This window comes from Qipengyuania marisflavi (assembly GCF_005884405.1).
GTDB lineage: Bacteria > Pseudomonadota > Alphaproteobacteria > Sphingomonadales > Sphingomonadaceae > Qipengyuania > Qipengyuania marisflavi.
On record NZ_VCAO01000001.1, the window covers coordinates 297,669 to 318,990 of the forward strand.

Annotated in this window: 20 protein-coding genes and 1 tRNA gene; 19 read left to right on the forward strand and 2 right to left on the reverse strand. The window is 62.4% G+C overall.

All coding sequences use genetic code 11. From position 1 onward, the window contains the following. The first annotated feature begins 71 nt into the window (after nt 1-71). From radA to rnr, 9 genes are all read left to right on the forward strand, one after another. A complete protein-coding gene (gene radA, locus FEV51_RS01500) occupies nt 72-1,439 on the forward strand; it encodes a DNA repair protein RadA (protein ID WP_138615462.1) in 1,368 nt (455 codons plus the stop codon). A gap of 14 nt (nt 1,440-1,453) precedes the next feature. Next, complete coding sequence (locus FEV51_RS01505; RefSeq protein ID WP_138615463.1) at nt 1,454-1,990, forward strand: CvpA family protein; 537 nt, start codon at nt 1,454-1,456, stop codon at nt 1,988-1,990. Beyond that, on the forward strand, nt 1,987-2,427 hold the full coding sequence (locus FEV51_RS01510) for an iron-sulfur cluster assembly scaffold protein (protein ID WP_138615464.1): 441 nt from the start codon (nt 1,987-1,989) through the stop codon (nt 2,425-2,427). The genes FEV51_RS01505 and FEV51_RS01510 overlap by 4 nt, the downstream gene beginning before the upstream one ends. A 40-nt stretch (nt 2,428-2,467) precedes the next feature. After that, entirely contained in the window at nt 2,468-4,135 is a 1,668-nt protein-coding gene (locus FEV51_RS01515) for an MFS transporter (protein ID WP_138615465.1), read from the forward strand. 7 nt (nt 4,136-4,142) lie between these two features. After that, on the forward strand, nt 4,143-5,180 hold the full coding sequence (locus tag FEV51_RS01520) for an alanine racemase (protein ID WP_138615466.1): 1,038 nt from the start codon (nt 4,143-4,145) through the stop codon (nt 5,178-5,180). A 73-nt stretch (nt 5,181-5,253) separates the two neighbouring features. Further along, nucleotides 5,254-5,796: a polyhydroxyalkanoate synthesis repressor PhaR gene (phaR, locus tag FEV51_RS01525; RefSeq protein WP_138615467.1), complete on the forward strand. Its 543-nt coding sequence runs from the start codon at nt 5,254-5,256 to the stop codon at nt 5,794-5,796. Nucleotides 5,797-5,844: 48 nt separating this feature from the next. Further along, a complete protein-coding gene (gene proS / locus FEV51_RS01530) occupies nt 5,845-7,386 on the forward strand; it encodes a proline--tRNA ligase (RefSeq protein WP_138615468.1) in 1,542 nt (513 codons plus the stop codon). 37 nt (nt 7,387-7,423) lie between these two features. Then, nucleotides 7,424-8,809 (forward strand): M28 family peptidase, encoded by a 1,386-nt coding sequence (locus FEV51_RS01535; protein ID WP_138615469.1) that lies wholly within the window; start codon nt 7,424-7,426, stop codon nt 8,807-8,809. Between the two features lie 21 nt (nt 8,810-8,830). Beyond that, nucleotides 8,831-11,131 (forward strand): ribonuclease R, encoded by a 2,301-nt coding sequence (gene rnr, locus FEV51_RS01540; protein WP_171033003.1) that lies wholly within the window; start codon nt 8,831-8,833, stop codon nt 11,129-11,131. Here the strand turns inward: rnr and FEV51_RS01545 are convergent. Further along, nucleotides 11,128-11,580: a universal stress protein gene (locus tag FEV51_RS01545; RefSeq protein ID WP_138615471.1), complete on the reverse strand. Its 453-nt coding sequence runs from the start codon at nt 11,578-11,580 to the stop codon at nt 11,128-11,130. The genes rnr and FEV51_RS01545 overlap by 4 nt on opposite strands. A gap of 128 nt (nt 11,581-11,708) precedes the next feature. Between FEV51_RS01545 and FEV51_RS01550 the strand changes: the two genes are divergently transcribed. From FEV51_RS01550 to FEV51_RS01585, 8 genes are all read left to right on the forward strand, one after another. Beyond that, nucleotides 11,709-13,007: a pyruvate dehydrogenase complex dihydrolipoamide acetyltransferase gene (locus tag FEV51_RS01550; RefSeq protein ID WP_138615472.1), complete on the forward strand. Its 1,299-nt coding sequence runs from the start codon at nt 11,709-11,711 to the stop codon at nt 13,005-13,007. A gap of 50 nt (nt 13,008-13,057) precedes the next feature. Further along, entirely contained in the window at nt 13,058-13,432 is a 375-nt protein-coding gene (locus tag FEV51_RS01555; protein ID WP_138615473.1) for a hypothetical protein, read from the forward strand. Beyond that, a complete protein-coding gene (locus FEV51_RS01560; protein ID WP_138615474.1) occupies nt 13,425-13,814 on the forward strand; it encodes an acyl-CoA thioesterase in 390 nt (129 codons plus the stop codon). Before FEV51_RS01555 ends, FEV51_RS01560 begins: the two co-directional genes overlap by 8 nt. A gap of 8 nt (nt 13,815-13,822) precedes the next feature. Then, nucleotides 13,823-15,235, forward strand: a complete 1,413-nt coding sequence (gene lpdA, locus FEV51_RS01565) for a dihydrolipoyl dehydrogenase (RefSeq protein ID WP_138615475.1) — start codon at nt 13,823-13,825, stop codon at nt 15,233-15,235. A 54-nt stretch (nt 15,236-15,289) separates the two neighbouring features. After that, the gene (locus FEV51_RS01570; RefSeq protein WP_138615476.1) at nt 15,290-17,155 is read left to right on the forward strand and encodes a cation:proton antiporter domain-containing protein; all 1,866 of its coding nucleotides are present in this window, start codon (nt 15,290-15,292) and stop codon (nt 17,153-17,155) included. A gap of 3 nt (nt 17,156-17,158) precedes the next feature. After that, nucleotides 17,159-18,085 carry an aminotransferase class IV gene (locus tag FEV51_RS01575; RefSeq protein WP_138615477.1) on the forward strand — a complete coding sequence of 309 codons (927 nt, stop codon included), beginning with the start codon at nt 17,159-17,161 and terminating at the stop codon, nt 18,083-18,085. Further along, on the forward strand, nt 18,082-18,810 hold the full coding sequence (locus FEV51_RS01580; protein ID WP_138615478.1) for a sulfotransferase-like domain-containing protein: 729 nt from the start codon (nt 18,082-18,084) through the stop codon (nt 18,808-18,810). Before FEV51_RS01575 ends, FEV51_RS01580 begins: the two co-directional genes overlap by 4 nt. Before the next feature lie 87 nt (nt 18,811-18,897). Then, nucleotides 18,898-19,077, forward strand: a complete 180-nt coding sequence (locus FEV51_RS01585) for a hypothetical protein (RefSeq protein ID WP_138615479.1) — start codon at nt 18,898-18,900, stop codon at nt 19,075-19,077. Between the two features lie 12 nt (nt 19,078-19,089). Here the strand turns inward: FEV51_RS01585 and FEV51_RS01590 are convergent. Next, nucleotides 19,090-19,179: transfer RNA gene (locus tag FEV51_RS01590), tRNA-Ser, on the reverse strand. A gap of 128 nt (nt 19,180-19,307) precedes the next feature. Between FEV51_RS01590 and FEV51_RS01595 the strand changes: the two genes are divergently transcribed. Further along, nucleotides 19,308-20,330, forward strand: a complete 1,023-nt coding sequence (locus tag FEV51_RS01595; protein WP_138615480.1) for a lytic murein transglycosylase — start codon at nt 19,308-19,310, stop codon at nt 20,328-20,330. A 67-nt stretch (nt 20,331-20,397) separates the two neighbouring features. Further along, a complete protein-coding gene (locus FEV51_RS01600) occupies nt 20,398-21,303 on the forward strand; it encodes an SPOR domain-containing protein (protein ID WP_138615481.1) in 906 nt (301 codons plus the stop codon). The last annotated feature ends 19 nt before the right edge of the window (nt 21,304-21,322 follow it).

A 21,322-nucleotide genomic window follows, 5' to 3' on the forward strand; every position in this document is an offset into this window, starting at 1 on the left:
AACACCCTTGTGCATGGATGGGACGCCAAAGGCAATTGCGTTCGTGAAATGTTCCCGCTAGCGATGCGTCTATGGCCAAACCGAAACGCCGATATATCTGTCAGGCCTGCGGCGGTGTTTCGCACCGCTGGCAGGGGCAATGTCCTGATTGTGCAGAATGGAACACGCTGGTGGAGGATGCCCCCGCCACGGTGTTCTCCATGAAGCATGACCTTTCCAGCGGCGGCAGGGCCGTTGAATTCGTAGATCTGGACAAGCCGGGCAAGATGCCGGTGCGCCAGGCGACGGGACTGGCGGAATTCGACCGCGCATTGGGCGGGGGACTTGTGCCGGGTTCCGCTATCCTGATGGGCGGCGATCCGGGCATCGGCAAATCGACACTGCTGCTGCAAGCCGCTGCCAAGATCGCGCGCGAGGGGCACGGCGTGGTTTATGTCAGCGGCGAGGAAGCTGCGGGGCAGGTGCGGATGCGGGCCGAGCGGCTTGGCCTGTCCGATGCGCCGGTGAAGCTGGCTGCGGCGACAGGGGTTCGCGACATCCTGACAACGCTGGGCACCATGCCGCCGCCCCGGCTGCTGGTGATTGATTCGATCCAGACCATGCATTCCGACACCATAGAAGGAGCGCCGGGCACGGTCAGCCAGGTGCGCGGCTGCGCCTTTGAGCTGATCCGCTATGCCAAGGAAACCGGCACCGCGATGGTTCTGGTCGGTCATGTTACCAAGGATGGCACAATCGCCGGGCCGCGTGTGCTGGAACATATGGTCGACGTGGTGATGAGCTTTGAGGGTGAGCGCAGCCACCAATACCGCATCCTGCGCGCGCTCAAAAACCGGTTTGGCGCGGTCGATGAAATCGGCGTTTTCGCCATGGCGGGGGAGGGGCTTGAGGAAGTCGCCAACCCGTCCATGCTGTTCCTGACCGGGCGTGACGAGCCACTGGCAGGCAGCGCAGTGTTCCCGGCAATGGAAGGCACGCGCCCGGTGCTGGTCGAAATTCAGGCACTGATCGTGCGATTGCAATCGGGCGCGACCCCGCGGCGCGCGGTTGTCGGGTGGGATTCGGGGCGGCTCGCGATGCTTCTGGCGGTGCTCGAATCGCGCTGCGGTCTGAACTTCAGCTCGGCGGAAGTGTATTTGAATGTGGCGGGCGGTTACCGCTTGTCCGATCCCGCCGCTGATCTTGCGGTGGCTGCGGCACTGGTCAGCGCGCTGGCTGACAAGCCTTTGCCAGACCGCAGCGTCTGGCTGGGCGAGGTTTCGCTGGCCGGAGAGATTCGCCCCGTCGCCCACGCCGGACTGCGCCTGCGCGAAGCGGCCAAGCTGGGGTTTGGCGCCGGTTTCGGGCCTGCAGATGCCAAGGGTATTCCCCAGAAATTGCGCTATTCCGGGCTGCGTCAGGTGATGAACCTCGTTGACCAGGTGGTCGGGACGCAATAGATCACCGCCGGGTTATGACGGGCTTTGATCTCCTTGTTCTGTTCATCGTCGGCGTTGCCGCCGTTGGTGGTTTTATGCGCGGCTTTGTGCAGGAAGTCCTGTCGCTTGCGGCATGGGTTTTGGCGGCCGCGGCGATACGCTTTCTGCACACGCCACTAACCATCGCATTGCAGGGATTTCTGGGACAGAATTTGTCCACCACCGTGCTGGCCTTCGCAATACTTCTGCTGATTCCCTATGCCGCGATGAAGGTCATCGCCAACAATGTCAGCGCCGCATCGAAAGACCCGGTGATGGGGCCAATCGACCGGGTGCTGGGTTTTGGATTCGGCGGGCTGAAGGGCGCGTTGATTGTGGTCATCGCGTTCTCGCTGCTGGTGCTGGGTTACGATTCAGTGTGGAGCTACAAAGGCCGGCCCGCATGGATGACCACGGCGCGCAGTTATGAACTGGTTGATGCCAGCTCGCGCGCGCTGGTCGAAGTGCTCGCTGAACGCCGCGCCCGGCTTCGGGAAAATACCAGATTGCCGGGCAGCAACGGCGGATCATGACACCGCCGCGCCGCGCGGTGCTGTATTCGCCCGAACTGTTGCAGCTGGCAGTTGAGCTGGCGGCTTACCCCCTTGATCAAAGCGCTGCGCTACAAGGCGCAGCCCGCTCGAGAAGCTGCGGCAGCGAGATTGCGCTTTCGGTCTCGCTTAGGCCAGATGGCGCGCTTGCAAACGTCGGAATGCGCGTGACTGCCTGCGCGGTCGGCCAGGGCGCGGCGGCGATCTTTGCGGCTGCGGCTAAGGGAGCGAACGTGTCCTCACTTGCCGAAAATCTCGACCAGATCAGCGCATGGCTGAAAGCCGATGGCCCGGTTCCGCACTGGCCGCGCATTGCAATGCTTGCCCCGGCGCGGGAATATCCGGGACGCCACGACGCGATCCTGCTGCCGTGGAGAGCCGCGCTTGATGCGCTTTCCAACACCGGCGGTGGACGGTAAAGCCACGGACAAATCGGTAACAAGGGCAGGGGAGCCATCCATGGCAGACAGCGCAGCCGCAGTGCAGCGGCAACCAAGCGACAAGGAAATTCGCCTGGTGATTGCCGCCAGTTCGGCGGGAACAGTCTTCGAATGGTATGACTTCTTCATCTACGGCACGCTCGCCGGTCTGATCGGCGCGGCCTTCTTCCCCAGCGGGAACGAGACATTGCAGATCCTGCTGGTCTGGGCCGGATTTGCCGTCGGCTTTGGCTTTCGTCCGCTGGGCGCGATCCTGTTCGGGTTTCTTGGTGACCGGCTGGGGCGCAAATACACCTTCCTCGTCACCGTCACGCTGATGGGCGTTGCGACCGCCGGGGTCGGCCTGATCCCCGGCGCGGCAAGTATTGGCATTGCCGCGCCGATTATCGTGATCGGCCTGCGCATCTTGCAAGGGCTGGCGCTGGGCGGCGAATATGGCGGCGCGGCAATCTATGTTGCCGAACACGCCCCGCCCGAAAAGCGCGGGTTCTACACCAGTTTCATCCAGGCCAGCGTGGTCGGCGGGTTCGTCCTGTCGATCCTGGTCGTGATCATCTGCCGTGCGCTGATCCCTGCCGATGACTTTGCCGCATGGGGCTGGCGCGTACCGTTCCTGCTGTCGATCGTGCTGCTGGGGATTTCGCTGTGGATGCGGCTCAAGCTGTCGGAAAGCCCGGTGTTCGAAGCGATGAAGGCTGCGGGTGAAACCTCGGCCAATCCGTTCAAGGAAAGCATGACCTATCCCGGCAATCCCAAGCGCATCTTCGTCGCGCTGTTCGGGATTACCGGCGTGCTGACCACGATCTGGTACACAGCGTTTTTCTCCAGCCTCTCGTTCCTGCGCCGCGATATGCGGGTGGAGGAGGGGACGGTCGAGCTGATCCTGCTGTTTGCTGGGCTGATCTCGATGAGCTTTTACGTGTTTGTCGGCAAATGGTCAGACCGGGTGGGGCGCAAGAAGCCGATCATCATCGGTGCGATTTTGTCGCTGTTGCTGCTGTTCCCGATTTTCTGGGCGATGGGCAGTCTGGCCAATCCCGGCCTGGCCAATGCTGCGCGGGATAATCCGGTTGTGGTTGCGGGCACGGGGTGCACCACCGATCCCTTTGCCGATCTGTTTAGCCGTCAGCAGACCGAATGCGGGCGCGTGCTGGAGGCTCTGACGGCCAGCGGTGTGGCCTACACCATCCAGCCCGCATCAAAGCTCGCGCTCAGCGTGGGGGGTGAGCCGGTGGCGATCGCACCCGCATGGCAGGCCGACAGCGCGGCACTTCGCGACGGGGTGCAGTCTGCGCTGACAGAACGCGGGTTCGACTTCAGCAAGCAGGCACCGCCGATTGGCAATATCCTGGGTATCGTCGCGCTGCTGCTGGTGTGCGGGATGCTTTCGGCGCTGACTTATGGTTCGGTTGCCGCGCTGCTGAGCGAAATGTTTCCGCCGCGTATCCGCTACAGTTCGATGTCGATCCCCTATCATATCGGCGCAGGCTATCTGGGCGGGTTTCTGCCGCTGATCGCTGGCATCATCGTGGCGCGCACTGGCGATGTTTATGCCGGGCTGTGGTACACTATGGCGGTGGTGGCGTTTGGCCTGGTCGTGGCGTGGTGGGGCTTGCCCGACGGACCGCCGCGCGATTTTGAAGAGACCAGCGGGGACGCGCCGCCCGCTTCGCCCGTGCTGCCATGATCACCGCATGACTGACCTTCCTGCGCCCACCTTGCGGCTGCAGCTCGACAGCGCGGCGCTGGCGCACAATTGGCGCACGCTTGACCGGATGTCGGGTACTGCGCGGGCAGGCGCGGCGGTGAAGGCCAATTGCTATGGGCTGGGCACCGGCAATTGCCTGCCCGTGTTGCGCGATGCGGGCGCGCGCGATTTCTTCGTCGCGCATTGGAGCGAGGTTCCTGACGCGCTGCACCATGTGCCCGCCAGCCAGCTTTCGGTGCTGCACGGACCGCTCAACACCGACGAAACAGCATTCGCGCGTGCCACCGGCGTGCGGCCCGTTATCGTCTCGCTGCATCAGACAAAATTGTGGGTCGAGAGCGGCGGCGGGCCGTGTGATTTGATGGTCGACACCGGGATCAACCGCCTCGGCATTGCGCCCCGTGAAATCAGCGATCCTGTGGTTCAGGCTTTGGACGTTCAGACGCTGATGTCGCATCTGGCCTGTGCCGATGAAGACAGCGCCATGAACGCACGCCAGCTGGCGGCGTTTCGCGATGTGATGCCCATGATTGCCCACCGCGAAGCCAGCCTGACCAACAGCGCCGGGACGGCACTGGGCGGCGATTATCACTTCGACCTGACCCGCCCCGGCCTCGCGCTGTATGGCGGTATCGCGCGCCGCGAATTTGTGGGCAAGATTCGCCAGGTGGCCTTTCCGCAAGCCGCCATCATCCAGCGCCGTGAATTGAGCGCGGGCGATACTGTGGGCTACAATGCCAGCTTCACCGCTCCTGCCGCCATGCCGGTGGGCGTGCTGTCGCTGGGCTATGCCGATGGGATATTGCGCAATTGGGGCGGCGCAACATTTGTGCACGATGGCCGCCACCTGCCGATCCTTGGCAAGGTGTCGATGGATATGATCGTGATCGATCTGTCAGCTGCGCCCAATCTGACCGAGGGTGACTGGGCAGAACTGCCTTATTCACTGCCTGATGCGGCGCAGCAAACTGCTGTATCCCAATATGAATTGCTGACTTTGCTGGGCCGCCGCTTCGGTCTTTGAGGCGCTTATGTTGCGCTGCACATTGTGCAAGTGCTAAAGGCGTTCGCAACTGCATCAGGGGAAACGCATCCACATGGCCAAACGCACGCCCGAGGGCGAACCGATCACCATCAAGAAATACGCCAACCGGCGGCTCTACAACACCGACACCTCCAGCTATATCACGCTGGACGATCTGGCCGGAATGGTTCGCGAAAATGTCGATTTCAAAGTCCTGGACGCCAAGACCGGCGATGACATCACGCACACCATTCTGACGCAGATCATTGTCGAGGAAGAAAGCCACGGCGGGCAGATGCTGCCGGTCAGCTTCCTGCGTGATCTGATTTCGATGTATGGCAATTCGATGCAGGCGATGATGCCCAGCTATCTGGAAGCCAGCATGGCCAATTTCCGCAAGAACCGTGAACAATTGCACGAAGCATTCAAAAGCGGGCTGGGCGCCAATCCCATCGCCAAGATTGCGGAAACCAACATCCGCATGGTGCAGGCCGCGACCGAGGCCCTGATCCCCGGCGCGCGCAAGTCTGCCAAGCCTGACGCCAACAGCGAACTGGCCCAGATGCGCGAGCAGATGGCAGCCATGCAGAAGAAGCTGGACGAGCTTTCCAAATAACGTCATCGGCGCGCCCGAACTCTACCCCAGCAATAACAGGATAATCCCGTGGCCCAGATACGCCATGCGCTCAGCACCAAACGCGCCGATGATTTCGCCGCCTGGTATCAGGAGGTCATCTCCGCCGCCGGTATGGCCGAAGAATCGGGCGTGCGCGGTTGCATGGTCATCAAGCCGTGGGGCTATGGTATCTGGGAACGGATGCAGCGCCTGCTGGACGACCGGATCAAGGCGACGAGCCACGAGAACTGCTACTTCCCCCTGTTCATTCCGCTTTCCAATTTCGAACGTGAGGCCGCGCATGTCGAAGGCTTCGCCAAGGAAATGGCCGTTGTCACGCACCACCGCCTGATCGCGGATGGCAAGGGCGGGCTGATCCCCGATCCCGAGGCGAAGCTGGAAGAACCGCTGGTGGTTCGGCCAACGTCGGAAACCATCTTTGGCGATGCAATGGCACGCTGGGTGCAAAGCTGGCGCGATCTGCCGTTGAAGCTGAACCAGTGGGCCAATGTCGTGCGCTGGGAAATGCGCACACGGATGTTCCTGCGCACCAGCGAATTCCTCTGGCAGGAAGGGCACACCGCCCATGCCGACGAAGTCGAAGCGCGCGACCATACGCTGACGATGCTGGAAGTGTACCGCGCCTTTGCCGAGGAAGATCTGGCGATGCCGGTAATCGCGGGTGAAAAGCCCGAGAACGAACGTTTCCCCGGCGCGGTGGAGACATGGTCGATCGAGGCGATGATGCAGGATGGCAAGGCTTTGCAGGCCGGCACCAGCCATTATCTCGGCACCAATTTCGCACGCGCCAGCGGCATCCAATATCAGGACCGCGAAGGCACGCAGACATTCTGCCACACCACCAGCTGGGGCGTGTCCACCCGCATGGTTGGCGGCGTTATCATGACCCACGGCGATGATGATGGACTGCGGCTGCCGCCCGCAATCGCGCCGCAGCAGGTCGTAATCCTGCCGATGCTGCGCGACGATGACGGCGATGCCGCGCTGATCGACTATTGCGAAATCCTGCGCGCAACGCTGGCGGACCAGCAGGTGCTGGGCGAAAACATCCGCGTGCTGCTCGACACTCGTCCGGGCAAGGCCGCGCAGAAACGCTGGGACTGGGTGCGAAAGGGTGCGCCGGTCATTGTCGAGGTAGGCGGCCGCGATATGCAGGGCGGCGTTGTCAGTCTGCTGCGCCGTGACCGGCTGTGGAACACGGACAATGGCAAGCCTGCCTTTGCTGCACCAACCCGCGACGAGGCGGGGCAGTCGATCCAAGCGATCCTGACCGATATGCAGACCGGCATCTTCACCGAGGCGCATAACCGGCGCGAGGCAAACATCACACGCGGCGTTTCCGATTTTGCTGCGGTTGAGGCACATTTTGCCGCGTCACGCTATCCCGGATGGGTCGAAGTTCAATGGTCCAAGCCAACCGGGGATGCGCTAGAAGCAATTGTCGAGCAGCTCAAGAAGCACAAGCTGACCATGCGCAATGTGCCCATCGGCGCAGCGCCGGTTGACGGTCCGTGCATCTTCACCGGAGAAGCGGCAAGCGAACGCGTATTGCTCGCCAAGGCGTACTAGCTTGATCTGACGGGAGGATTGGCCGACACAGGCGGGTATGAAAACACTCGCTCTGACCGCCGCCCTTCTCGCCGCCCCGCTTGCCGCTCCTGTCAGCGCGCAGGAATTTGCCCCGCAGGATATCCCGCCTCCGCCCGATCCGGCGGCGGCTGTGTCGCAGGACCGGCTGCGTTCCGATATCGATACGCTGGTGGCATTCGGCACGCGGCACACGCTGTCGTCGCAAACCGATCCCAAGCGCGGGATTGGTGCGGCTGTCGATTGGGGCTTGGCGGAATTCGAACGCATTTCCCGCGATTGCAGCGGATGCCTGACCGTGGTCGCGCCAGAGCGTATGGTGGAGGGTGGACGCATTCCCAACCCCACACGGCTGCGCAATGCCGTTGCGATCCAGCGCGGGACCGAGCGGCCCGATGAGGTGGTGATCGTCCAGGGTCATATCGACAGCCGCGTCACCGATCCGCTGGATTGGCAAAGCGATGCCCCCGGCGCAAACGATGATGGCTCTGGCACCGTGCTGGTTCTGGAAGCGGCGCGCAATTTGTCCAAGCGACGCTATCCCGTCACGATCGTTTATGCGCTGTTATCAGGCGAAGAGCAGGGTCTGTTCGGCGGTCAGTTGATGGCCGATTATGCGGCGGAGCAGGGCTGGCAGGTCAAGGCCGTGCTGAACAATGACATTGTGGGCGGCAGCTGCGGCAGCGACGGATATTGCGACGATGCCCATGTCCGCGTGTTTTCCGAAGGCCCGCGTGCCGATCTGACCGACGCCGTGCGTGCAGCGCAACGGCGCGAGGGCGGCGAGAACGATACGCCAAGCCGCAATCTGTCGCGCTTTATCGACCGGCTGGCTGAAACCGATCATGCCAATCTTGACGTCCGCCAGATCTGGCGCGCCGACCGGATGGGCCGGGGCGGGGACCAGATCCCGTTCCTTGAGAAGGGGTATCCCGCAGTTCGCCTGTCGGTCGCGGTGGAGAATTATCACTGGCAACATCAGGATCTGCGCACCGAAGACGGCGTGGAATACGGCGACACGGCTGACAAGATGGACTTTGCCTATCTGGCCAAGGTGACTCAGCTGAATGTCCGCGCACTGGATGCGCTGGCGAGATCACCCATGCCGCCGACTGCCAAGGCCAAGGCTGCCGTGCAGACCTTTACCGATCTGATGTGGGAAGAAGTGCCCGGCGCGGTGGGTTATTCGATCTGGCAGCGGCGCACTGACCAGCCCTATTGGCCGGAAGTGCCGGTGATCGAAGAAATCGTCGCCAGCAATGCGCGGCTGGAAGGGGTGCGCGGTGATGACTGGATTTTCGGCGTCAGCGCCAAGGGTGCAGATGGCACCAGCAGCCCGATCGCCAGCGCAGTCCCCGCCGGGCAATTCGCACCTATTCCGGTGGAAGAGGGTGACAGTCAGTAACCGCGCCACCATATGGCGGTGATGAACGATAAGAAAAAATATCACGGGCGGCCACAGGGTCTGCCCTCGCAAACCGCCATTCTCGAATTTCTCCAGACTTCGCCAACGCCTGCGGGCAAGCGCGAGATTGCCAAGGCCTTCGGCCTGAAGGGGCAGGAGAAAATCGCGCTGAAGAAACGCCTCAAGGATATGGCCGAGGAAGGCTTGATCGACGGCAAACGCACGGCCTATCACCAGATGGGCGGCGTGCCGAAAGTCACCGTGCTCAAGATCGTCGACATCGACGAGGGCGAACCCGTCGCGGAACCCGAAAACTGGGAGCCGGACGACGGCAGCAAACCGCCCCGCCTGCGCGTCATCGAAAAGAAGAAGCTGCCGGCGCTCAAACGCGGCGACCGCATTCTGGCTCGCACCGAAGAAACCGCGCGCGGCTGGACCGCGCATCCGATGAAGAAGCTGCCCGCCCGCACTGAAGGGCTGATGGGCGTGGTGGAGATCGACAAGGCGGGCAAGGCTTGGCTCGCTCCGGTGGACAAACGCGTGCGCAGTTCCGCCCCGATCTCTGACCTTGGCGGCGCGGAAGCGGGCGAGCTGGTGCTGGCCGAACGCACCGGCAAGAGCGAACGCTCCGGCGTCAAAGTTATCGAAGTGATTGGCGACCCGCTGGCTCCCAAGAGCTTCAGCTTGATCGCCATCGCCAAGCACGGCATCCCGATCATCTTTCCCGACGAGGCGGTGTCAGAGGCCAAGCTGGCCGCCAAGCTGCCCCTGTCAGACGACCACCGCGAGGATCTGCGCGAAGTTCCCATCGTCGCCATCGATCCCGCCGATGCGCGCGACCATGACGATGCGATCTGGGCTGAACCTGACGGCGAGGGCGGCTTCAATGCCATCGTCGCGATTGCCGATGTCAGTTTCTACGTCCGCCCCGGCGGCGCGCTGGACAAGGAAGCCCGCAAGCGCGGCAATTCGGTCTATTTCCCCGACCGCGTCGTGCCGATGCTGCCAGAAGTGCTCAGCGCCGATGTCTGTTCGCTGGTGGAGGGCGCCGACCGCGCCGCGATGGCGTGCCATCTGCATATCTCGCCGGAGGGCAAGATCACCAAATGGCGCTTCACCCGCGCCACCGTGCGGCTGGCATCGAACATCGCCTATGAAGACGCGCAAAAGGCGATTGATGCGAGCGATGCGCCCGATCATCTCACCCATCTGTGGGACGCGTGGAAGCTGCTGGCCAAGGCCCGCCATGATCGTGACCCGCTGGAACTGGAGCTGCCCGAACGGCAGGTCCGGCTGAACGATGCGGGCCAGATCGAGGAAATCGCTATCCGCGAGCGGCTGGACGCGCACCGCGTGGTCGAAGATTTCATGATCGCCGCCAATGTCGCCGCGGCCAAGGCGCTGGAGGCCAAGACTGCCCCCGTCGTCTATCGTATCCACGAGACACCGAGCCGCGAAAAGCTGATCAATCTGCGCGAATATCTGGCCACGCAGGGCCGCAAGCTGGCGATGGGTCAGGTGGTCACACCGGGTCTGTTCAACCGCCTGCTCAAGGATATCTCAGACGAGGCGGAGAAGGCGCTGGTGATGGAGGCCGTGCTGCGCACCCAGATGCAGGCCTATTACGGCCCCGCCAATGCCGGGCATTTCGGCCTGTCGCTGGGCAGCTATGCTCACTTCACCTCGCCTATCCGCCGCTATGCCGACTTGCTGGTCCACCGCGCGCTGGTCGATGCGTATAAGCTGGAACAGCCCAAGCCTGCGGATGATCTGCCCGAGGCGACCGGCCTGGCCGACCGCGACCGCCAGAGCCTGCAGCAGATCACCGATGCGATCAGCCAGACCGAACGCCGCGCGATGGAGGCGGAGCGTGACACCATCGACCGCTATGTTGCGGCATGGCTTTCGCACCGCGTCGGCGAGACGTTCGAAACGCGCATCACCGGGGTGCAGGGCTTTGGCTTCTTCGCCACGATCCTGGGCCTGGGCGGTGACGGGTTGGTGCCGGTGTCCACGCTGGGCCGCGAATATTTCCGTTATGACGATGCGGCACACGCGCTGATCGGCGAGCATACCGGCACCCGTTATGCCTCAGGCGACAGGCTGAAGCTCAAGCTGGCAGAGGCCAATCCGCTGACCGGCGCGCTGAAATTCGAAGTGCCCGACACGGACGGCGCCCCCATCGAAAAGCGCGGCAACCGGCCCGCGCCCAAGGTTAAGGTAAAACCCAAGCCCAACGCTTCAGGCGGCCAGACCCGCTCGCAAGGCCAACGCGGCCGCCCCGCGAATGTCCGGCATCAGGGGCGCAAGAAAAAGCGCTAAGCCAGCCTGTCGATAGCATCGCGGTCCAGCCCGCCGGGGATCAGATACAACGGGCAGGGCAGGGTGCCCGCGTGGGCGGCGAAATGGTTGACCAGCGGCCCCGGCCCGCCCTCGGCATTGGCGCCCAGCACCAGCGCCGCGATCTCGCCATGTTCGTCGAGATATTTGTTGATGACATCCTGCGGATTGCCGGGCCGCACGGCGATCGTGGGCATCTTGCCGCTTTCGGCAAAGATGCTGCCCGCCGCACCATTGGCCATCACCTCGGCCCGCTCGCGTGCCTCTTGTTCAATCGTTGCCTGAACGCCGCCAAAGGCGTTGAAGGTCTGAGTCGGCACCAGCGCCAATATATGCACCGACCCGCCGGTCTTTGCGGCCCGCTGCGAGGCAAATCGCAGCGCCTGCTTGGCTTCCTCGGTCTCGTCCATCACCACCAGATAGATGCGCATTGCGTGTTCCCCCATTACCCGCGCGTCATCCCACGAAATTCGTATTCTGCGCAAGAACCTTGCGGCGGACGCGCATTTTGGTCAGAGACAGCGGCAACACTCTCCCCAGTGAGGACATGATTTAACCAATGCCCACGCCGATCAAGATGCCCGCCCTGTCACCCACAATGGAAGAGGGCACGCTGGCCAAATGGCTGGTGAAACCCGGTGACACGGTCAGCGCGGGCGACATCATGGCCGAGATTGAAACCGACAAGGCGACGATGGAATTCGAAGCGGTGGACGAAGGCACGATTGCCTCCATCGCAGTGGAGGAAGGCGCCGAAGGCGTGAAAGTCGGCACCGTAATCGCCATGCTGGCCGAAGAGGGCGAGGATCTGGAGGAAGCTGCGAAGGCTGCTCCTGCGGCGGATGCCCCGAAGGCCGAGGCGAAAGCTGAGCCTGAACCACAGGCCAATGCCGAACCCGAAGCGGCTCCCGATGCGAAATCCGCCCCGGCCCCCGCTCCCGCTCCATCTGGCAAAAAGGATGGCGACCGGATTATAGCATCGCCGCTGGCCAAGCGGATTGCGCAGCAAAACGGCGTGGACCTGTCCGTCATCACCGGCAGCGGCCCCAATGGCCGGATTGTGAAAGCCGATGTGCAGGATGCCAAGCCCGGCACCGCTCCGGCAAAAGCCGATGCTGCTGCACCCGCCGCTGCGCCCAAACCCACCACGCTGGGCGGCGATCTGGATGCGCCTTACGAAGCGCAGAAGCTGGGCAACGTCCGCAAGGTCATCGCGCGCCGGCTGACCGAAGCGAAGCAGACTATCCCGCACATCTACCTCACCGTGGATGTCCGGCTCGATGCGCTGCTCAAGCTGCGCAGCGAACTGAACGCCAGCCTCGAGGCAGACGGGGTGAAGCTGTCGGTCAACGATCTGTTGATCAAGGCACTGGCCCGCGCATTGCAGCGCGTGCCCAAATGCAACGTCAGCTTCCAAGGTGACGAGTTGTACGCCTATACGCGCCAGGATATCTCCGTCGCCGTGGCCGCACCGTCTGGCCTGATCACCCCGATCATCCGCGATGCGGGACGCAAGGGCCTCGCGCAGATCAGCACCGAGATGAAGGAGCTGGCGGGCAAGGCCAAGGAGGGCAAGCTGCAGCCGCATGAATTCCAGGGCGGCACCGCCTCGCTCTCCAATCTCGGCATGTTCGGCACCAAGCAGTTCGACGCGGTGATCAACCCGCCGCAGGCGATGATCCTCGCGGTCGGCGCGGGCGAGCAGCGTCCATGGGTGATCGACGGCGCACTGGGAGTCGCCACCGTGATGAGCGCCACCGGCAGCTTCGACCACCGCGCCATCGACGGCGCGGACGGCGCGCAGTTCATGCAGGCCTTCCAGCAGCTGGTGGAGAACCCGATGGGGCTGGTGGTTTGATCTACGTGCTAAAGTGGATAGGTCTCTCCGTCGCAGTCCTTGGCACTTTTATGGCATCTGCAAGCTTGGCGGTTGATTTTATTTCCTTTGGAAGGATTGACTCATGGATCGTCATGATCGCTGTCGTTGGCGGTCTAGCTTACGGCACAGTAGCCGCAGTTAGCGCAGCCATACCGATAGGCTGGGTGCTTACAAAATACGGTTTTGGAAGCAGATTCTGGCTTGCGGTCTTAATCGGTGGTTTGGCTTCCGTGTTGGTGTTTCTTATTTGGGAAGCAGTGGTTTACTCCACAGCAATTGACGTGATTTGGTGGCCAGTGACGAGGATTATCTTTGTTTCGGCAGCATTCTTAGCGGGAGCAACACTCACGTCTCTTTGGCATCGTGACCGGCAACGACTTACTGAACATAGTTCACATGACTGACCGCTCCCCCGTCATCCGCGTCACGGCCATGCCTGCCGACACCAACCCCTATGGCGGGGTGTTCGGGGGGTGGCTGATGAGCCAGATGGCGCTCGGCGCAGGCTCGCTCGCCAGCCGCGAGGGGCAGGGCAAGGCGGTAGTCGTCTCGGCAACCGATTTCGCGTTCCCCGGTGCGATGCAGGTAGGCGACGAACTCTCGGTCTATTGCGAGATCGCGGCGACCGGCAACACCTCGCTCACCATCACCGCCGAAGCCATCGCCCGCACGCGCAATGGCGAGGCCGAGACCAAGGTCGCGCAAGGCACCTTCAAATTCGTCCTATTGGACGAGGATAACAGGCCGCGTGCGGTGGATGCTGCCGCGCTTTCGGCAAATGATTAGAGAGACTTATGGCTGACACCAATTACGACGTCATCGTTCTCGGCTCTGGACCCGGCGGCTATGTCGCGGCGATCCGCTGCGCGCAGCTGGGCCTGAAGACCGCCATCGTCGAACGCGAACTGCTCGGCGGCATCTGCCTCAATTGGGGCTGTATCCCCACCAAGGCGCTGCTGCGGTCGGCGGAAATCTTCCATTACATGCAGAACGCCAAGGATTATGGTCTGGTCGCCAAGGGTATCGAGGCCGATCTGGAAGCGGTTGTGAAACGCAGCCGCGGCGTGGCCAAGCAATTGAACCAGGGCGTCACGCACCTGATGAAGAAGAACAAGATCACCGTGCACATGGGCACCGGCACGCTGACCGGCCCCACCTCGCTGACGGTGAAATCGGACAAGGGCGAGGAAAAGCTCACCGCCAAGCACGTGATTGTCGCCACCGGCGCGCGCGCCCGCGATTTGCCGTTTGCCCCGGCGGACGGCAAGCGCGTGTGGACCTATCGCCATGCGATGACGCCGCCCGAAATGCCCGGCAAGCTGCTGGTCATCGGCAGCGGCGCCATCGGGATCGAGTTCGCCAGCTTCTACAACGACATGGGCTGCGAAGTGACTGTGGTCGAAATGCTCGACCGCGTGGTTCCGGTGGAGGACAAGGATGTCTCGGCCTTCCTCGAAAAGAGCCTGACCAAGCAGGGCATGACGATCATGACCGGCGCGGGCGTGGAAGACCTGAAGGTTGGCGCCAAGAGCGTTAAGGCCAAGATCAAGGCCAAGGATGGCAAGGTCACCGAAGCCGAGTTCAGCCACGTCATTGTCGCCATTGGCATCGTCGCCAATACCGAGGGTATCGGACTGGAGAAGCTGGCCGAGATGGACCGCGGCTTCATCCAGATCGACCCCTATGGCCGCACCCGGTCCAAGGGACTGTGGGCCATCGGAGACTGCACCCCCGGCCCCTGGCTGGCGCATAAGGCCAGCCACGAGGGCGTCACAGCTGCCGAGGCTATTGCGCAGGAGCTGGGTAACAAGGAAGTCCACCCACACGCGCTGGACCGAAACAACATCCCCGGATGCACCTATTGCCACCCCCAAATCGCCAGCGTCGGCGTGACCGAGGCCGCAGCCAAAGAGGCCGGGCATCAGGTCAAGGCGGGCACCTTCCCCTTCATCGGCAATGGCAAGGCCATCGCGCTGGGCGAGGCGGAGGGCTTCATCAAGACGGTGTTCGACGCCAAGACCGGCGAATTGCTGGGCGCGCACATGATCGGCGCGGAAGTGACCGAGCTGATCCAGGGATATACCGTGGGCAAGCAGCTGGAAACGACCGAGGCGGAGCTGATGCAAACCGTGTTCCCGCACCCGACCCTGTCCGAAATGATGCACGAAAGCGTGCTGGCCGCCTATGGACGGGCGCTGCATATCTAGGGCACAGCGGCCGAACTCACACGAATACGCGGCCAACCGGGGAGACGGGCCAGAATGACCGGATTTCTCGTCATAGCCTTCGTCATACTGGTTGCCGGGGTGGTCGCGGTGCCGATCGCCTCCCGCCTCGGGCTGGGGTCGGTGCTGGGCTATTTGCTGGCCGGTATGGCGATCAGCCCGCTGCTGCTGGCGCTGCGGGTCGATATCGAGGGATTGCAGGTCTTCGCCGAATTTGGCGTGGTGATGATGCTGTTCCTGGTCGGGCTGGAGCTTGAGCCCAAGAAGCTGTGGGAAATGCGCAAGCGGCTGCTGGGCCTTGGCGGGGGTCAGGTGCTGGCGACCACCATCCTGCTGGCCGCAATCGCCATGGTGAGCGGCGAACGATGGCAGACCGCGCTGGGCATCGGGATGGTGCTGGCGCTCTCCTCCACCGCGATCATCGTGCAGACGCTCAATGAAAAGGGCCTGATGAAAAGCGAAGGCGGGGAGGCCAGCTTCTCGGTCCTGCTGTTTCAGGATGTGTCGGTTATCCCGATGCTGGCGATCATCCCGCTGCTCGCCATCCCCGAGCTGGCCGGGGCAGCAGGCGGCGCGGCAGGCCATGCCGAGGGCGCGCACGGGGCGGGCTGGACGATCACCGAGGGGCTGCCCGCATGGCTGGCTGCGATCGTCACCATCGCAGCGGTGGCGGCAGTGGCCTTCATCGGCAATTATCTGACCCGGCCAATCTTCCGCTTCATCGCAGCGGCACAATTGCGCGAACTGTTTACAGCGGTGGGTCTGGCCTTTGTGATCGGAATTGCGCTGCTGATGACCTTTGTCGGCCTCTCCCCCGCGCTGGGCACGTTTCTGGCCGGTGTGGTGCTGGCCAATAGCGAATACCGGCACGAGCTGGAATCGGACGTCGCACCGTTCAAGGGGCTGCTGCTCGGCCTGTTCTTCATCACCGTTGGTGCAGGCATCGATTTCGCGTTGGCGTACGAACAGTTCGGCACCGTGCTGTTCTGGTCGGCAGTTGTCATCGCCACCAAGATCATCGTGCTGCTGGTCATCGCGCGGATTGCAGGGATCAAACGCCAGGCCAAGTGGCTGTTCTCCCTAAGTCTGGCACAAGCGGGCGAGTTCGGCTTCGTCCTGATCGCCTTCGCGCTTGCCAACTTCGTGTTCGACGAGCCGCTTGCCGATCTGTTGCTGCTGGTCGTGGCGCTGACGATGCTCGTCACGCCGCTGCTGTTCATCGTCTATGACAAGGTGATCGCGCCCCGCTTCAATCGCAAGGACACGCGCCAGGCCGACACGATCGAAGAAGAGAACCCGGTGATCATCGCAGGGCGGGGCCGGGTGGGCGGCATCGTGGACCGGATGATCCAGGCAGCGGGCTTCTCGACCACGGTCATCGACTACGATTCGAGTCATCTCGAGGTAGTGCGCAAATTTGGCTACCGCAGCTATTTCGGCGATGCTACACGCCCGGACCTTCTGCATTCGGCAGGCATCGACAAGGCGCGCGTACTGGTGGTGGCGCTGGATGATCGCGAGCAGATCGACAGGCTGGTCAAATACGCGGTTGCCAACTTCCCCAAGCTCCATGTCGTCGCCCGTGCCATTGACCGGGGCCATGTGTACGAATTGTGGTCATACGGATGCCGGGACATCATCCGCGAGACCTATGACAGTTCGCTGCGCATGGGCCGTTCCTCCTTCGAGGCGCTGGGCATGGACCGCCAGCAGGCGCAGGCAATGGCCGACGCTTTCGAGGAGATGGACCGCAGTTCGATGGCCGAAGTCGCAGCGCTGTATGACAGCAAAATCCCATCCTACGAAAACGAACCGCTGGTCGCCAAGGTCAAGGAATTGCAGGCCAAATGGGATCCCGTCCTGCGTGAGCAGATGGATGGCATCATCAAGAGAGGGCGCTGACACATGACGAAAGGCACGCATCTGTATGTCGCGGATGACCGCAACGCGTCGGTCCTGATCGACATCAATGGCGAGCATTTCGCGCGAGCGGATGCAAAGATTTCGGTGTTCGACAGCGGCTTCATGCTGGGTGACGGGGTGTGGGAAGGCATCCGGTTGCATCACGGGCGGCTGGCCTTTCTGGACCGCCATCTCGACCGGCTGTGGCGGGGCGCCAAAGCCATCCTGATGGACATTGGCATCTCGCGCTCGGAACTGGAACGGCGGCTGTATGCCGTGCTCGATGCCAATGGCATGACTGATGATGGTGCGCATTTGCGGCTGATGGTGACACGCGGCATTCGCTGCACCCCCTATCAGGACCCGCGCGTGGTGGTGACGCCCGCGACCATTGTGATCATTCCCGAATGGAAGGAACCCGCACCCGAAACGGCTACGCGAATGCTGGATCTGGCGACGGTCCATGTGCGGCGGGGCTATCCCGATGTGCAGGACCCGATGCTGAATTCGCATTCCAAGCTCAACTGCATCACCGCCTGCATCCAGGCTGCACAGGCCGGAGCGGATGAAGGGCTGATGCTGGACCCGCACGGGTTTGTAGCAACGTGCAATTCGACGCACTTCTTCATCGTGCGCGATGGCGAGGTATGGACCTCCAGCGGCGACTATTGCCTCGACGGGATCACTCGCGCCGTGGTTATTGAGATCGCGCGTTCAGCGGGCATCACAGTTCGCGAGCGTAATTTCTCGCTGACCCATGTTTACGGCGCAGATGAAGCCTTCACGACCGGAACCTTCGCCGGCGTTGCGCCTGTGGGATCGGTAGATGGCCGGGTTCTGGGTTCTCAGCGCGGGGCGATGGTTGAACGCCTCCAACAGTTGTATCTCGCCCGATTGGCCGAAGATGTTCAGGGCAGGGCGCGGCCATGACAATCCGCATCGCGATGTGGTCTGGACCGCGCAATATCTCGACCGCCATGATGCGCAGCTTTGGCGCGCGGGCAGACTGCGCCGTTTCGGACGAGCCGTTCTATGGCGCCTTCCTCAAGGCCACGGGTGAACCGCATCCCCTCGCCGCCGAGACTATCGCCAATATGGATTGCGATTGGCAATCGGTGCTGGCAGCGCAATCTGGCGGGGCGCCGGACGGGCAGCCGCTCTGGTATCAGAAGCATATGCCGCATCACATGGTCGGGCCAGTTGGGATCGCCGATATGCCGGACCATCGGCATGCCTTCCTGATCCGCTCACCCGCACGCGTCGTGGCCAGCTACCGCGCCAAGAACGAGCTGCGCCGACCCGAAATGCTGGGCTTTGCGCAATTGCGGAACTATTTCGAGACTGTGGCGGACCGGACTGGCGCGGTGCCGCCCGTCATCGATTCTGACGATATTCTGGCGGACCCGGCCAAGTCGCTCGCCGCATTGTGCGCTGCACTGGATATACCTTGGGACCCGGCAATGCTCGAATGGCAAAAGGGACCTCATCCAGAAGACGGCGTCTGGGGCGCGCATTGGTACGACAAGGTCAATGCCTCAACCGGGTTCGGCGCACCGCCTGGGGAACTGCCAGAGCTTGATGGCGACTATGCCCGCGTCGCGGATGATTGCCGCGCGGATTATCTCACCATGAAGGCGCATGCGCTAACCGTCTGACATCCGGACGCAAGATTCGCGCACTTGGTCGCAAGGCGAGGCACTGGCGGCGTATATTGGGCGTTCACTCTCCCAAGGAGAGAGCGCATGGAATATGAAATTCTCGATGAACCACAGGGCCTGGATTACCGCGACTGTGCCAAGCGCGACGGCGGAATTGCCGAAGACCATATCGCCTTGCGAAACCAGTCCAGCATCGCGCCCGGCGACTATCCTGCGCAGGACCCCAAGGATGGCGCGCTGTTCCGGTTCACAACTGCCAATTGATCGTTTGATGATTGGCGGACAGGGTGGGATTCGAACCCACGGTGGGCGTTAACCCACGGCGGTTTTCAAGACCGCTGCATTCGACCACTCTGCCACCTGTCCGCCTGAGCGATGTCGGCTAGCGTCCACAAATCGATTTGTCACCGATTTTTGATGGAACTCCTGCATGATATCGTCCGTAGGCTGAGTATGACACTTGCCGTTCACATTTATTATGCGACAGCTGCGCGATGAAATTTCGTCGCTTCCTGTCCGCCCTTTCCGCTGCTGCCATCGCTATCAGCGCCCCTCCTGCCGCTGCACAATCGGGTCTGTCGTTCGACGCTTATCTGCAATTGCTGATTGCCCGAGCAAGAGCCGAGGGGGTCAGCGAAAGCACGATCCGGCGGATGACTGACGGGCTCACCCCCAGCGCAAGGGCAATTGAACTCGACCGCGGACAACCCGGTTCCCCGACGAGCAGAGGCTATCCCGCTCTTGCCCCGTACATTGCCACGCATGTCGATAGCGCACGGATCAATGGCGGGCGCGATATGCTGGCAGCGACGCGTTCATACAATCGCACGATCTCGCAGCAATATGGCGTACCGGCCGAAATCTTGATGGCGATCTGGGGCCATGAAACTGCTTATGGCAAGGTCACCGGCGGCTTTGATTTGTCGCAGGCTCTCGCCACGTTGGCATGGGAAGGGCGCCGCCGCGAGCTGTTTTCGTCAGAGTTTGTCGATCTGCTCAAGGTTGCCGACAAGGGCTATTCGCGCAGCCAGTTGAAGGGCAGCTATGCCGGTGCGTTCGGCAATCCCCAATTCCTCCCAAGCGTCTATCTGCGGCTCGCCACCGACGGCGATGGCGATGGCCGCGCCGACATTTTCGGCAATCGCGCCGATACGCTGGCCTCGATCGCCAATTACTTCCGCGATGCCGGCTGGCGCAGTGATCAGCCCTGGGGCGTTCGCGCCAGCATCCCCAATGGCTTCAACTGGGGCGCGGTTAAAACCAAACTGGTCGCGCCGATCTGCCCCCGTGTCCACGAGCGCCACAGCCAGTGGAAGACCGTGCGCGAATGGCGTCAATTGGGCGTTCAGCCGCAGCGTCCGCTAGGTGATGAGGTGCTCACGTCCGTGTTCCAGCCCGACGGCCCCGGGACGCCGGCATGGCTCTTAACCTCAAATTATCGCGTTATCCTCGAATATAACTGTTCGAACTATTATGCCATGAGCGTAGGTCTACTGGCGGATGAAATTGCCCGATAACTCTTCACTACGCGGTCACACGCGCCTTGCGGTTACCATCACACTGGGACTGGCGTTGTCTGCTTGTATGTCCGGGGGTGAGAGCTTTGCGACCAGCGGCGACAGTGTTGCTGCTGCGCGGACTATCCAGAACGGCCCGGCTGCCGATTATCCGGTGGTGGTTGGGGACCCATATGAGGTAGACGGCGTGACCTATACGCCGGTCGACACGATGAATTATGACGAGGTCGGCTATACCGCCGCCGATGTTACAGGCGAAAGCGGCATCACTGCGGCGCATCACACGCTGCCGCTGCCCAGCTATATCGAAGTGACCGAACTCAACAACGGACGCACTGCGCTGGTCCGTGTCGAACGGCGCGGTCCTATGGCCAGCACGCGTTTAATTGCGCTGTCAGGCGCGGCAATGGCCCAGCTTGGCATTTCCGACGGAACTGCCGTTCGCGTCCGCCGGGTCAATCCACCCGAGGATGACCGGGCCGAATTGCGGTCAGACCGCGAAGCACCGCTGCGGCTGGATATGCCGCGCGGGTTGATCGAAGTTCTCAAACGCAAATTGCCAGAGAAGGGGTCGGTCCCGCTTACCGATCCGCGCCAGGCATTGGTGAGCGGCAAGGTGCCTACGCCAGCTGCCATCGCGACGCTGGACCCGGATGACGAAGCAGCGACTGCTGCTGGACCCGCTACTACCGCTGCGATCACTGCCGAACCCATACTGACTGAAACGCCCGCTAAACCGGCGGTGGCGGCCAGTTCCGATGCCGACGGCGATTTCGCGATCCAGATCGGCGCGTTCTCGGTCAGATCCAATGCGGATCGGCTTGCCAAGAAGATCGGCGGTTTTGTTACCACCAGCGGCAGCCTCGCGCTGGTTCGTGCAGGCCCTTTCGCAACCCGTGGACAGGCCACCCAGGCGCTCGCCAAGCTGCGCAGCCAGGGTTATAGCGATGCGCGAATAGTCACACTTCGTTGATCCGTCGGCACCGCGCCCG

Coding starts and splice junctions, on each gene's coding strand:
- FEV51_RS01550 (WP_138615472.1), top strand. CDS start 11,709: ATGCCCACGCCGATCAAGATGCCCGCCCTGTCACCCACAATGGAAGAG.
- FEV51_RS01545 (WP_138615471.1), bottom strand. CDS start 11,580: ATGCGCATCTATCTGGTGGTGATGGACGAGACCGAGGAAGCCAAGCAG.
- FEV51_RS01595 (WP_138615480.1), top strand. CDS start 19,308: ATGAAATTTCGTCGCTTCCTGTCCGCCCTTTCCGCTGCTGCCATCGCT.
- FEV51_RS01570 (WP_138615476.1), top strand. CDS start 15,290: ATGACCGGATTTCTCGTCATAGCCTTCGTCATACTGGTTGCCGGGGTG.
- FEV51_RS01560 (WP_138615474.1), top strand. CDS start 13,425: ATGACTGACCGCTCCCCCGTCATCCGCGTCACGGCCATGCCTGCCGAC.
- lpdA (WP_138615475.1), top strand. CDS start 13,823: ATGGCTGACACCAATTACGACGTCATCGTTCTCGGCTCTGGACCCGGC.
- phaR (WP_138615467.1), top strand. CDS start 5,254: ATGGCCAAACGCACGCCCGAGGGCGAACCGATCACCATCAAGAAATAC.
- FEV51_RS01510 (WP_138615464.1), top strand. CDS start 1,987: ATGACACCGCCGCGCCGCGCGGTGCTGTATTCGCCCGAACTGTTGCAG.
- FEV51_RS01555 (WP_138615473.1), top strand. CDS start 13,058: ATGGCATCTGCAAGCTTGGCGGTTGATTTTATTTCCTTTGGAAGGATT.
- FEV51_RS01575 (WP_138615477.1), top strand. CDS start 17,159: ATGACGAAAGGCACGCATCTGTATGTCGCGGATGACCGCAACGCGTCG.
- FEV51_RS01515 (WP_138615465.1), top strand. CDS start 2,468: ATGGCAGACAGCGCAGCCGCAGTGCAGCGGCAACCAAGCGACAAGGAA.
- FEV51_RS01585 (WP_138615479.1), top strand. CDS start 18,898: ATGGAATATGAAATTCTCGATGAACCACAGGGCCTGGATTACCGCGAC.
- FEV51_RS01580 (WP_138615478.1), top strand. CDS start 18,082: ATGACAATCCGCATCGCGATGTGGTCTGGACCGCGCAATATCTCGACC.
- radA (WP_138615462.1), top strand. CDS start 72: ATGGCCAAACCGAAACGCCGATATATCTGTCAGGCCTGCGGCGGTGTT.
- FEV51_RS01505 (WP_138615463.1), top strand. CDS start 1,454: ATGACGGGCTTTGATCTCCTTGTTCTGTTCATCGTCGGCGTTGCCGCC.
- FEV51_RS01600 (WP_138615481.1), top strand. CDS start 20,398: ATGTCCGGGGGTGAGAGCTTTGCGACCAGCGGCGACAGTGTTGCTGCT.
- FEV51_RS01535 (WP_138615469.1), top strand. CDS start 7,424: ATGAAAACACTCGCTCTGACCGCCGCCCTTCTCGCCGCCCCGCTTGCC.
- FEV51_RS01520 (WP_138615466.1), top strand. CDS start 4,143: ATGACTGACCTTCCTGCGCCCACCTTGCGGCTGCAGCTCGACAGCGCG.
- rnr (WP_171033003.1), top strand. CDS start 8,831: ATGAACGATAAGAAAAAATATCACGGGCGGCCACAGGGTCTGCCCTCG.